Genomic DNA, 11,486 nt, shown 5'->3' with positions numbered 1-11,486 from the left:
CGAACATCTGCGGCTCGAACGGGATGGTGGCGATCGGCTGGCTTTCGATTGCCTTGGCGAACTCGCTGGCGGGGATCTCCGGCCGCTTCGGGACACCGACCTGGTTCAGGCAATAAAGCGGCACGCGATCGTTTGGCCGCGATGCCTTCAGGAGATCGAAGATGTTCTTCGTGTTGCGCAAATTCGCTAGATCGGGCGCCGCGACGATCAGAATATCGTCGGCTGCAATCAGGGCACGCTTGGTCCAGCCCGACCATTGATGGGGAACGTCGAGCACGATGCAGGGCATCGTGGTGCGAAGCGTATCGAAGATCGAATCGAACGCCTCGGCGCCGAAATCGTAGACCCGGTCCAGCGTAGCCGGCGCGGCCAGCAGACTGAGGTGGTCGGTGCATTTCGACAGCAGGCGGTCGAGGAACGCGGTATCGACCCGATCGGGCGAGAACACCGCGTCCGCAATGCCCTGCGGCGGATCCTGGTTGTAGTCGAGGCCGGCGGTGCCGAAAGCGAGGTCGAGGTCGGCGACTACGGAATCCAGCGCCAGATCGCGTGCGATCGCCCAGGCGACGTTATGCGCGATGGTGGATGCGCCGACGCCGCCCTTGGCGCCGACGATGGCGATGATGCGGCCAACGGCCTTGGCTTCCGGCGACGAGAACAGGTTGCAGACCGAGCGCACGACGTCGATGGCGGTGACCGGAGCGATGACGTAGTCACTGACGCCGCGGCGGACCAGTTCGCGATAGAGCATGACATCGTTGATGCGGCCGATCACGATCACGCGGGTCCCGGCGTCGCAAACGGTGGCAAGCTGGTCGAGGCCGTTGAGAATGTCGTTGCGGCCTTCGGTCTCCAGGATGATGACGTTCGGGGTCGGGGCCGAGCGGTAGGCCTCGATGGCAGCGGCCATGCCGCCCATCTGGATCTTGAGATGAGCCTTGCCGAGGCGGCGGTCTTCGCCAGCCGCCTGCACGGCAGCCGCGGTTTCCACCGTCTCGCAGAAAGCCTGCACCGACACCCGCGGCGCCGGCGCGATGTGATCCTCGGTAGACGGCGCCGTGATATGCGGCTGCTGGTCTGTATTCTGTCGCTCGTAAGTGATCATTTGCCGGTATCGCTGAGTTTGGCCCTGTCGGCCTCGGGATAGGTGGTCGCGGTGGACGTACCCTTGCGATACTTTTCGAAGGCTGTGCCACGGCGAGGCGCATAGGCTGGGGTTTCGGAACGCGGCTGCACGAGGTCAGACGGGTTGTCGACCATCGCCGCCAGATTGCGCTGATTGGAGCAGCCGAAATTATAGTAGGGCTTGTTTTCGAAATAGTTCTTGTTGTGGATCGACGGTCCGAGATCCTCCGGCCACAGCCCGCAGGGGCCGGCCACCGCCGAAATCTTCGGATAGTTGAGGCGGATCGCGGCCATGTGCCTGGGGTCTTCGGGGCGGTACTGGCGGACATTGACCGCGCGCGGCGGCACGCCGGCAGCGGAGAAGGTCGCCTGGATCTCGCGCAATGAATCCTCGGCCGCCCGTGCGTTCGGGGTATTGACGGGCAGGTCGATGCTGATGGCGCCGGTGCCTTCGCGAAGCCAGGACTGGGCGAGGCCCATCACGTCGGCGCGCTGCGAGGCGGAAAGGCCGCCCCGTCCGCGGCCGACGAAGACGACGATCGAGCGATCGGCTTCCTGCACCGCGATCGGATGACGGTGGCGAACGTCGTCAGGCAGGCCCGCCGTCGTCACGACGTCGGTGGTGTGCTTGCAGGCGCCAAGCGCCACGGAAAGACCGATCAGCGCTCCCGTGAGCCGGAGGGCGCGCCTGGGATCGGCGGGTCTTGTGGATTTCATCCTGGGTGTCATCGTCCCGCCTCAGTCCGTGATAAAGCCGTAAGTGCCGCGATAATTCCGTGCCTTCTCGACGCGGCCCGGAACGCCGTAGATGCGATTGATGCTGCCGAGCAGGTCGGCCTGCGGGTCCGAGGCGGCGGCAAAGCCGTCATCGGGCCGCGACAGATCCTTCTGCGCCACCGCGCGCACCACATAGGGCGTGACCAGAACCATCAGCTCGGTCTGGTTGTTGACGTAATCGCGGCTGCGGAACAGCGTGCCGAGAATCGGCAATTGCGACAGACCGGGGAGGCCGTTGACGGCCTGCTTGGTCTGGTCCGCAATCAGGCCCGCCATCGCCATCGCGCCGCCCGAGGGAATTTCCAGGGTGGTTTCGGCGCGGCGGGTCTTGACCGAGGGTATGGTCAGCGAGTTCGTCGAGTTATTGCTGAGAGATTGCGTCAGCGTGATCGAGTTGTCGTTCGACAGTTCCGACACTTCCGTCATGACGCGAAGGCTGATCCGGCCTTCGGTCAGCACGACCGGGGTGAAGTTGAGCGAAATACCGAATTTCTTGAACGAGATCTGGGTCTGACAGACGCGCGTGACCGGATCGCAGGAATAGCCTGCGGGAACGGGAAACTCGCCGCCGGCAATGAAGGTCGCGGATTCGCCGGAGATCGCGGTCAGATTGGGTTCAGCCAAGGTGCGCACGACGCCGGCGCTCTCCATCGCGCGGAGCGTAGCCGTGACCGAAGGCGTGCTTCCGAACGATGTCTGTAGCGCGTTGGCCGCGACCGCGGGACGGCCGAGAGCGGTGAACGGGTTGGAGTTGTTGAAATTCACGACCGCAGTGCCGTAGTTCATGTTGGCAGTGAGATCGATACCCAACTGCTTGATGATGCTGCGGGCGACTTCGGCGACCGTGACTTTCAGCATCACCTGGTCGCGACCGCGGACGGCGATCGAATTGACGACCTTTTCACTGCCGCCCACGAGGCGGGCGGCAATATCGGCGGCCTGCTGCGCTTCGATCGGGCTCGCCGCGGTGCCGGTCAATACGACGCCGTCGCCGACGCCTTCGATCGAGACGTCCGAATTCGGCAGCGACTGTTTCAGCGCGGCGCGGACGCCGTTGAGGTCGCGCTTGACCGCAATGTCGTAGGCCGCGATTTGCGCGCCCGTGGAATCGAAGAAGACGATGTTGGTCTGGCCGACCGCGGCGCCGATGATATAGGCGCGCTGGGTCGAGCGGACGATGGCGTTGGCGATCTTCGGATCGGCGACCAGCACGTCCTTGATTTCCCGCGGCAGGTCGATCACGATCGATTTGCCGATCCCGAGCGAAACGAACCGCGCGTTCATCTGCCCGTCGGCAGCGACCGGCGCAGCAGCGCGATAGTCGCTCGCCACCACCGGCGTCAGCGCCGGATTGAGCGTGAGTGCTGCCGCGGCCGAAAACGACAGGGCGCGGACGATGAACGTTCGCATCATCGGCTGAACTTCCCTGCACTTCATATCGTGCGTCCTTTCGGTCACTTCTGCATCGTCTGCTGGCTGGCAACGCCGTAACGAATGACGTTGAGGTTTTCGCCGCGCTTGTTGAGTTGCTGTTCGTCCAGGTTCTCGACCGTCTTGATGTCGGCGATGCTGCGCAGCGCCAGCGTCAGCGTGCCGCTCTGGCGCGATCGCGCCAGCATTTCGGCCTGCTCGGGCTTCAGTTCGAGAGTGACGGTCTTGCCGACCAGCGCGTTGGCGCCGTCTTTTTCCTTTGGCGCCTGGTCGATCGCGAGAACGCGGACATTGCTGAGGATGATCTCCGAAACCGGGACATCCGAGGCTGCCGGATTCTTGTCGCGCTTGGTAAGAATCACGTCGACGCGGTCATTCGGCAGGATGAAGCCGCCGGCGCCGGTTTCCGGGGAAATTTCGGTGGAAATGGCCCGGTAGCCGGCGGGCAGGATCGCCGCCATGAAGCCGGAGCCGTCGGCCTTCACCAGCTTCTGTTCGCGAATCGGTTCGCCCGCGATGAACGGCGCGCGCGCGATGGAGCCCGTGATCTCCTTGATGGCGTCGGCCTTGCTGGCGCGGCTGATGAAGTTGCTGCTGGTCGCGGCCGGCCAGGTCTGCCATTGCAGATCGTCCGGCTTGACCGACTGGCCAAGGCCGATATCCGATTTGGCGACGAGAATATCAACGGTCTGTATCTGCGCGACCGGCTGGGCCGGCGCAGGCTTGTCGCCGGACCCGCTGGCGAGATATGCGGCAATGCCGCCGGCGCCGAGAGCGATGGCCATGACCACAATGCGTGCGGTATTCATACGCTTCACTTTCCACATTACGCTGCGACGCTTCCGTCGCCGTGATGGGAGTTGACCAGCTATTCGTCAAAGCATGGTTAATGAGGCGTGTGTAAATTGCCTTAACGGAAAGTTAGCGGCGTTGGATCAGCGCATGGCGAGGTGCGCGAGGTCGATCGCCTTGATCCACTCGGTCTCCGGATAGACGATCAGCGCGCCGAGGGCGAGCGCGATGCCGTAGGGAATCCCGCTCTGCTTGTCGTGCAGCCGGTTCAGCCAGGCTTGTCCCGCAAGCGGGTAGGGCAGCGGCCATTGCCGGAATTGAATCAGCAGGATCGTCAGCGCCCCGCCGAGCAGCGAGGCATAGACCAGATAATTGAGGAGATGGTCGAAACCGAACCAGAGCGCCACGCTGGCCGCGACCTTGGCGTCGCCGCCGCCGACCCATCCCATCGCGAAGCAGGCAAAGGCCACCACCAGAACGGCTGCGCCGGCGCCGAAATGCATGAGGACGTCGTGCAGGCCCATGCCGCCCAGCACCGCGAGCGCCACAAAGCCGGCGATCAGCGCCAGCGACACCCGGTTCGAAATCGTCATCGTGAACAGGTCGCTCGCGGCCGCAAACGCCATCAGGGCCGGAAACAGCAGGAGGCGAGCGGTATCGAGGATCATGAGTTCACACAGGCTGCGGTTGACCGGGCTCCAGGCTCTGGCCGAGCCTAGCCACGAGAAGTGAACAATCGGGAAACGCCGGAAATTGCACGTTCGAACTATATCCGACGGCGGCTCGCCAGTTCCGGCGCGCGCTCTGCAAAACGATAAAGGCCCCGGCAAGCCGGGGCCTTTAAAGCTAGCTCGCAACCGTCGCTTACTTCAGCGAGGTCGAGATACTATTGAACTTGCCAGACAGCGAGGTGCCGAGGCCGTTGACGACGGTGATGATCGCGATCGAGATGCCTGCAGCGATCAGGCCGTATTCGATGGCGGTGGCGCCGGACTCATCCTTCACGAAACGCGAAACGAGATTCTTCATGATAACTCCTGTGTACACACGGTGGCTGGTCGAACTTAAGTTTGGTCTCGCCGGCGTTCTCAGCGCCGTGACCATTGCGTCACCCTAGGGTGCGACAATTTCGGCGCAGTTAATTCGACCGTGCAAAAATGCTTGGGACTTGCAGTTCTTGAGCACAGTAAACACCGCATTAAGGCGTCCGATAAAGCTAGCTCGCAGCCGTCGCTTACTTCAGCGAGGTCGAGATATCGTTGAATTTGCCAGACAGCGAGGTGCCGAGGCCGTTGACGACGGTGATGATCGCGATCGAGATGCCTGCAGCGATCAGGCCGTATTCGATGGCGGTGGCGCCGGACTCATCCTTCACGAAACGCGAAACGAGATTCTTCATAGATGATACCTCCTGTGTACACACGTGGCTGGTGAACTTAAGTTTGGTCTCGCCGACGTTCTCAGCGCCGTGACCATCGCGTCACCCTAGGGTGCGACAATTTCGGCGCAGTTAATTCGACCGCGCAAAAGTGCTTGGAACTTGCAGTTCTTGAGCACAGTAAACACTGCACTAAGGCGTCCGATTAAATGCAAGCGGACTGCGAAGGATCGCGCGTCGTCGTCGCGCTATGTATCGGTCGGCTCCTTTGATTCACGGCTCCTTAAGCGCGAGCAGATACCCCTGAAGTCTCCGATCGAACGAGGCCGTCATGTCCAGCTTGCCAATGGAAGTCATCGAGGTCGTAGGTCAGACGATGGCAAAGGTCGTTCCGGTCACGATCGCGCTCGCTCTTGTGTTTACGGTACTCTCGCATTTCTGGGCCTGCAATCCGGGCAAACCCTGGTGGCGCAAGCGCGAACTCATCACCGACATCTGCTACTGGTTCTTCGTGCCGGTATTTGCGCGCATCTTCCGCATCGGGCTGCTGGTGCTCGGCGCCGCCGTCCTCTTCAACATTCATGAGGCCGACGAACTGATCGCGTTCTACGATAATGGCCATGGGCCGCTGTCGGAGCTTCCGCTCTGGGTGCAGGCGCTGTTGTTCCTCGTTGCATCCGACTTCATGCTGTACTGGCTGCACCGCATGTTTCACGGCGGCGGATTCTGGAAATACCATGCCATTCATCATTCCTCTGAAGATCTCGAGTGGATCTCCGCGGCGCGTTTCCACCCCGTCAACCTGTTCATCGGAACGATCCTGGTCGACGTCATCCTGCTGATCGCGGGCATTTCTCCCAACATCATGCTGTGGGTCGGGCCGTTCACGACCTTCCACTCCGCCTTCGTTCACGCCAACCTGAACTGGACGCTCGGCCCCTTCAAATATGTGCTTGCCACGCCGGTCTTCCATCGCTGGCATCACACATCGCTTGAGGAGGGCGGCAATACCAATTTCGCGGGCACCTTCCCGATCTGGGATATCCTGTTCGGAACGTTCCGCATGCCGGAGAACCGGCTGCCCGAAAATTACGGTGTGGACGATCAGGAGATCCCCAACGAGATCGCCGGGCAACTGGCCTATCCATTCCGTCAATAGTCCGGCCGGTAATTTCACATGAGCACTGAAGCCGGAGCGATCCAGCGGGAGAAAGCCTTCAGCCTTGCCGACGTCCCGGCATGGCTCTGGGTCGGAATTGGCGTCTACGTGCTGCTGTTGAGCAATGGCGGCCTGCTACTGAACGATTCCGATACCTACTGGCAGATCGCCGTGGGCCAGTGGATTCTCGATCAGCACGCGATGCCGCGTGCCGACTTCTATTCCTTCACCAAGGCGGGCGAGCCGTGGACATCGTCGTCCTGGCTGGCGCAGGTCTTGTATGCGACGAGCTACAATCTGGCGGGCTGGGCCGGGCCGGTGGTTCTCGCAGCTAGCTGCATTGCCGCAACCTTCGCGTTGTTCGCTCATATTCTCAGCCGTCGTATTCCCGCGGCCTATGCGGTCGCCATCGCGGCGGCGGCGCTGGCGCTTTCGACGGGGCACTTTCTGGCCCGTCCGCATGTACTGGTGTTGCCGATCATGCTTGCGTGGGCGAGCGGGCTGCTGTCGGCGAGCGAGCGCGGCGAGGCGCCATCGCCATGGCTGCTGCCGTTGATCGCACTGTGGGCGAACCTGCACGGCGGATTCGTGTTTGGCCTGGTGCTGGTCGGCGCGTTCGCCCTCGATGCACTTTGGAACGCGGATCGCGTGCGGCATAAGTCGGTGGCGCTGCGCTGGGCGGCATTCGGCATTGGCGCGCTGGTAGCCTGCTGCGCCACGCCTTACGGGTGGGGATCGATTCTCGCCGCACGCAAGATTCTCGATCTCGGCGAACTCTTGCACCTGATCTATGAATGGGCGCCGGCGGACTTCAGCAAATTCGGCGCGTTCGAGATGGCGATTCTCACGCTGATCGGCGGCGCGCTCTATGGCGGCGTCAAGCTCACGCCGCCGCGCATCGCGCTGGTGCTGGGCCTGCTGCACATGGCGCTGTCGCATGTCAGGAATGTCGAGATTTTCGCACTGCTGCTGCCGATCGTGGTGCTCGCGCCGGTGGCGTCGCAGTTCGCGCTGCGGCCGGCCTGGCTCGCCCGCGCCGGGGCGCCGATGCCGGTGATGGCGGCGGTGATGGTCCTGCTCGGCGGCTGGACATGGCTGCTTGCGGCCAACACCGCTTTTGCACCGCCCGAAAGCCAATCGCCGGCCGCGGCCGTCGATGCGCTGAAGGCGCATAATCCCAAGCGGGTTCTCAACGATCTTCCGTTCGGCGGCTATCTGATCTGGCGGCAGATCCCCGTATTTGTCGACGGGCGCGCCGAGCTCTATGGCGAAGCCTTCGACGTGGCCTATTACCGCGCCATGCAGCTCAAGGACGTCAACCAGTTTCTCGACATCCTCAAGAAATGGGACATCGACGCCGTGCTGCTGACGCCGTCTACGCCTGCGGTCGGCCTGCTCGATCATATCGGCGGCTGGCGGCGCGCCTACGCTGATGGCAACGCCGTGCTGCACGTTCGTACCGCGGGCACGCCATGACACGGCGCAACCAATCGCTGGATCTTTTGCGCGGTGTGGCCATCCTGCTGGTCGTCCTGGCGCACTGCCAGGGAGAGTCCAAAAGCGTCGTTCCCGGCCTGAGCTGGTTTGCCAATGAGTATGGCGAACTCGGCGTGCAGCTCTTCTTCATCGTCAGCGGCTATACGATGATGCTGACGTTCGGTGACAGGCTCGATCTCGCCGCCACCCGCTCGTTCTATCTCCGGCGCGTCTTCCGGATCGCGCCGCTGTTCTGGATCGCCATTGTTTTCTATCTCCTGGTGACGAAGGGCGAGGGCACCAGGAACTTTGCGCCTGACGGTGTCGGTGTAAGCGACGTACTGCTGACGTTCTTCTTCCTGCACGGGAGCAGCGTCACCGCGTATAATTCGGTCGTTCCCGGCGGCTGGAGCATTGCGGTGGAAATGCAGTTCTATCTGCTGTTTCCGCTTTTGATCTCCCTGTTTCGCCGGTCCGCTAACGGCCCGTTGCTCGTGTATGCGCTGATCGCGCTGGTGAGCGTCATCGGGCAGTTTGCCGCCGACCACTACCTGATCCCGCGGCTGGCCGCGTCGTTGCCGGCCAGCCAAGCGTCTCTGGCTGAAGGCATCTTCTATTGCTGGCTACCGCGCCAGGCGATCTGCTTCGGATTTGGCATTCTGCTGTATGACTATATCGAACTGAAAAGCCGGCCGACATTCGGCGCGTTGTTCCTGTTCGGCGCTTCGCTGTCCTCTGCGTGGGGTGCCGAAGTCGCGCTGCTGGCTGCGTTCGCATTCGCGGTCCTGACCTCAAACGTCTCGATGTCGTGGGTGGGGCTGTTCGGACGTCACTCCTATGCCATCTATCTCGCTCATTTCGCCGTGATGTCTGCCATATTCGCGCTCTTCCCGATGGGCCTGGTGCCGCTGTTCGTGCTGGTCTCCGCCGTGTCGCTCGCATTCAGTTATCATCTGATCGAGCCCCGGATCGAGCGTCGCTTTAACCGGCTGGGCCACGCACTGGCGTCGGCAGGTCGTGCGCCGAAAGCCGTCGTGGCGGTCTCCTGAAGCCCTTGACGGACGTGCGATCTGGCGGGCGGGCCGGGCTTCTGGTACGCCGGTCGAAATGAACCTGCCGACCGAAATCGTCGAAATGCTCGGCCAGACCTTGGCCAAGGTGGTGCCGGTCACGATCGCGCTGGCGCTCGTGTTCTCGGTGCTGGCGCATTTCTGGGCCTGTAACCCCGGCAGGCCCTGGTGGCGCAAGCGCGAGCTCGTCACCGACGTCTGTTACTGGTTCCTGGTGCCGCTGTTCGCGCGCGTGTTCCGGGTCGGGCTGTTGGTGCTCGGCGCCGCGCTGGTGTTTGGAATTCGCGACGCCGACGAACTGATCGCCTTCTACGACAACGGCCATGGTCCGCTGTCGACGCTGCCACTATGGCTGCAGGCGATCCTGTTCCTGGTCGCGGCCGATTTCATGATGTACTGGCTGCACCGCATGTTCCATGGCGGCGGGTTCTGGAAATACCACGCCATCCACCATTCGTCGGAAGATGTGGACTGGATCTCGGCGGCGCGCTTTCACCCCGTCAACCTGCTGTTAGGTACGATCGGGGTGGATGTCGTGCTGCTGATGGCCGGCATTTCGCCGGGCGTGATGCTGTGGCTCGGGCCGTTCAACATCTTCCATTCGGCCTTCGTTCACGCCAACCTCAACTGGACGCTCGGCCCGTTCAAATACGTCGTGGCGACGCCGGTGTTTCACCGCTGGCACCACACCTCGCGCGAGGAGGGCGGCGATACCAATTTCGCAGGCACCTTTCCGCTCTGGGACATCCTGTTCGGGACCTTCCGGATGCCGGAAGGCGCGCTGCCGGACCATTATGGCGTGGACGATCAGTCCTCGTTTCCCCGCGAAATCATCGGACAACTGGCCTATCCGTTCCGCAAATAGACGGGTCGCGGATTTCTTACTCCATTTCGGGGCCTATTTGCCCTTTGTTCATGAATTGTCGTCAGATTCACCAGTGTCGGGCGCCGGTTCCGCTGCGTATCGCCATTGCCGGCTTGTTGATGCCCCGGGGTAGAGTATGTCGTTCAAGGTTCAGCGTATTCGCGCAGGCGCGCGTTTTGGATTGCGTTCCCTCGCTGCAGGCCTCCTGCTGTGGCCGGCCGTCTGCCTGGCTTCGCCCGATCCCGACCGTATCGCCGTCTATGTCGATCAGGCAAAGCTCGTGAAGCTTCCTGCCAAGGTCTCCACCATCGTGGTCGGAAACCCGCTGATCGCGGACGTGACCCTGCAGAGCGGCGGCATCGTCGTCGTTACCGGCAAGGGCTACGGCGCAACCAATTTCATCGCCATGGACCGCAACGGCGAGGTGCTGGTGGACCGCCAGATCCAGGTCGAAGGCCCGACCGATCAGCTCGTCACCGTCTACCGCGGCGTCGAACGCGAGTCGTATAGCTGCATGCCGATCTGCCAGCGCCGGGTTACCCTGGGCGACGGCGTGACCTACTTCAAATCGGCGATCGACCAGGCCGGTACTCTCAGCGGTCAAGCCGCGAGCGCCGGGACCAGATCGGCAAACTGAGTTCTTCGGTTCTGATTGAATCAGAACCGAAACCGCAGTCGGCGTATCAGGCACATTATCCTGTCCGCGAATCGATCTCGGCCCGCACGAAGTCCATTCCGAAGGTAGTTAACGTCCGGCTAACCGGCCGGTCCGCTCTGCCTCGATTCGACGAAACACTTCCACAATCACTTTCAGGTAGTTTTTGCAGGCGGATAATCGCTGCCGTCTGGGGATTTTCGATGTCGTCACCCGCTGCTGCAACAGTCTCTGTTAGAAATGTATTGCGCCGATTTCGCCGCAACCGGCGGGGCTCGGCCGCCGTCGAGTTCGCGCTGGTTGCGCCGTTGTTCTTCGCCGTGCTGTTTGCGATTGTCGAGGCGGCGATTGTGTTTTTTGCAGGCCAGGTTCTGGAACAGGGAACGGCGGAAAGCGCGCGGCTGATGATGACGCGTCAGGCCCAGGACAGCGGCATGAACGAAACCGCGTTCAAGACGGACCTCTGCGATCGCATCAAGGTGTTGTTCAACTGCTACGGCAATCTGGCCAACATTACCGTGGATGTGAAGGTCTTTACCCCGGGCACCGCGATCACGATTACCGATCCGATCGTCAGTGGAAGCCTGACCGGACCTTTCTCATATTCTCTGCCGCCATCGGGCTCTCCCAATACCATCGTCGTTCGCGCCTTTTATCAATGGCCGCTGTTCGTGACCGGACTCGGCTTCAACTTCGCAAATCTCAACGGCAGCAAGCGGCTGCTCGCTGCGACCGCCGCTTTTCATGTAGAGCCCTGA

13 protein-coding genes are annotated in these 11,486 nt (G+C 62.1%); 6 read left to right on the top strand and 7 right to left on the bottom strand.

What is annotated here, in order from left to right:
* The 7 genes from CP49_RS26895 to CP49_RS26865 form a co-directional block, all read right to left on the bottom strand.
* A partial coding sequence (locus CP49_RS26895; protein WP_245310882.1) for a CpaE/TadZ family protein occupies nt 1–1,105 on the bottom strand: 1,105 nt, incomplete at its 3' end.
* Nucleotides 1,102–1,842, bottom strand: a complete 741-nt coding sequence (locus CP49_RS26890; protein WP_057853181.1) for a CpaD family pilus assembly protein — start codon at nt 1,840–1,842, stop codon at nt 1,102–1,104. The genes CP49_RS26890 and CP49_RS26895, both read right to left, overlap by 4 nt.
* Nucleotides 1,843–1,863: 21 nt before the next feature.
* Complete coding sequence (locus CP49_RS26885) at nt 1,864–3,339, bottom strand: type II and III secretion system protein family protein (RefSeq protein ID WP_057853180.1); 1,476 nt, start codon at nt 3,337–3,339, stop codon at nt 1,864–1,866.
* Between the two features lie 17 nt (nt 3,340–3,356).
* Nucleotides 3,357–4,142, bottom strand: coding sequence for a Flp pilus assembly protein CpaB (gene cpaB / locus CP49_RS26880; protein WP_057853179.1), 786 nt, complete (start codon nt 4,140–4,142; stop codon nt 3,357–3,359).
* A gap of 126 nt (nt 4,143–4,268) precedes the next feature.
* Entirely contained in the window at nt 4,269–4,793 is a 525-nt protein-coding gene (locus CP49_RS26875) for an A24 family peptidase (RefSeq protein WP_057853178.1), read from the bottom strand.
* 196 nt (nt 4,794–4,989) lie between these two features.
* Nucleotides 4,990–5,154 carry a Flp family type IVb pilin gene (locus CP49_RS26870; RefSeq protein WP_057853177.1) on the bottom strand — a complete coding sequence of 55 codons (165 nt, stop codon included), beginning with the start codon at nt 5,152–5,154 and terminating at the stop codon, nt 4,990–4,992.
* A 205-nt stretch (nt 5,155–5,359) separates the two neighbouring features.
* A complete protein-coding gene (locus tag CP49_RS26865) occupies nt 5,360–5,524 on the bottom strand; it encodes a Flp family type IVb pilin (protein WP_057853176.1) in 165 nt (54 codons plus the stop codon).
* Between the two features lie 310 nt (nt 5,525–5,834).
* On the opposite strand from CP49_RS26865, the gene CP49_RS26860 reads away from it, so the two are divergent.
* The 6 genes from CP49_RS26860 (at nt 5,835) to CP49_RS26835 (ending at nt 11,486) form a co-directional block, all read left to right on the top strand.
* Nucleotides 5,835–6,662 (top strand): sterol desaturase family protein, encoded by an 828-nt coding sequence (locus CP49_RS26860; protein WP_057853175.1) that lies wholly within the window; start codon nt 5,835–5,837, stop codon nt 6,660–6,662.
* 18 nt (nt 6,663–6,680) lie between these two features.
* On the top strand, nt 6,681–8,138 hold the full coding sequence (locus CP49_RS26855; protein ID WP_057853174.1) for a hypothetical protein: 1,458 nt from the start codon (nt 6,681–6,683) through the stop codon (nt 8,136–8,138).
* Nucleotides 8,135–9,187, top strand: a complete 1,053-nt coding sequence (locus CP49_RS26850; protein WP_057853173.1) for an acyltransferase family protein — start codon at nt 8,135–8,137, stop codon at nt 9,185–9,187. The genes CP49_RS26855 and CP49_RS26850 overlap by 4 nt, the downstream gene beginning before the upstream one ends.
* A 58-nt stretch (nt 9,188–9,245) precedes the next feature.
* Nucleotides 9,246–10,073, top strand: coding sequence for a sterol desaturase family protein (locus tag CP49_RS26845; RefSeq protein ID WP_057853172.1), 828 nt, complete (start codon nt 9,246–9,248; stop codon nt 10,071–10,073).
* Nucleotides 10,074–10,209: 136 nt separating this feature from the next.
* Entirely contained in the window at nt 10,210–10,710 is a 501-nt protein-coding gene (locus CP49_RS26840) for a pilus assembly protein N-terminal domain-containing protein (RefSeq protein ID WP_057853171.1), read from the top strand.
* A 221-nt stretch (nt 10,711–10,931) separates the two neighbouring features.
* Nucleotides 10,932–11,486, top strand: coding sequence for a TadE family protein (locus tag CP49_RS26835; RefSeq protein WP_057853170.1), 555 nt, complete (start codon nt 10,932–10,934; stop codon nt 11,484–11,486).

It is taken from the genome of Bradyrhizobium valentinum, assembly GCF_001440405.1.
GTDB classification, from domain to species: Bacteria; Pseudomonadota; Alphaproteobacteria; order Rhizobiales; family Xanthobacteraceae; genus Bradyrhizobium; species Bradyrhizobium valentinum.
Note: the sequence above shows the minus strand (reverse complement) of the source record. Positions and strands in the feature narration are given on the sequence as shown.

Excerpts from the sequence above, each read along its gene's own strand:
- CP49_RS26850 (WP_057853173.1), top strand. The coding sequence starts at position 8,135 with ATGACACGGCGCAACCAATCGCTGGATCTTTTGCGCGGTGTGGCCATC.
- CP49_RS26890 (WP_057853181.1), bottom strand. The coding sequence starts at position 1,842 with ATGAAATCCACAAGACCCGCCGATCCCAGGCGCGCCCTCCGGCTCACG.
- CP49_RS26855 (WP_057853174.1), top strand. The coding sequence starts at position 6,681 with ATGAGCACTGAAGCCGGAGCGATCCAGCGGGAGAAAGCCTTCAGCCTT.
- CP49_RS26835 (WP_057853170.1), top strand. The coding sequence starts at position 10,932 with ATGTCGTCACCCGCTGCTGCAACAGTCTCTGTTAGAAATGTATTGCGC.
- CP49_RS26875 (WP_057853178.1), bottom strand. The coding sequence starts at position 4,793 with ATGATCCTCGATACCGCTCGCCTCCTGCTGTTTCCGGCCCTGATGGCG.
- CP49_RS26870 (WP_057853177.1), bottom strand. The coding sequence starts at position 5,154 with ATGAAGAATCTCGTTTCGCGTTTCGTGAAGGATGAGTCCGGCGCCACC.
- cpaB (WP_057853179.1), bottom strand. The coding sequence starts at position 4,142 with ATGAATACCGCACGCATTGTGGTCATGGCCATCGCTCTCGGCGCCGGC.
- CP49_RS26845 (WP_057853172.1), top strand. The coding sequence starts at position 9,246 with ATGAACCTGCCGACCGAAATCGTCGAAATGCTCGGCCAGACCTTGGCC.
- CP49_RS26840 (WP_057853171.1), top strand. The coding sequence starts at position 10,210 with ATGTCGTTCAAGGTTCAGCGTATTCGCGCAGGCGCGCGTTTTGGATTG.
- CP49_RS26885 (WP_057853180.1), bottom strand. The coding sequence starts at position 3,339 with ATGAAGTGCAGGGAAGTTCAGCCGATGATGCGAACGTTCATCGTCCGC.
- CP49_RS26860 (WP_057853175.1), top strand. The coding sequence starts at position 5,835 with ATGTCCAGCTTGCCAATGGAAGTCATCGAGGTCGTAGGTCAGACGATG.
- CP49_RS26865 (WP_057853176.1), bottom strand. The coding sequence starts at position 5,524 with ATGAAGAATCTCGTTTCGCGTTTCGTGAAGGATGAGTCCGGCGCCACC.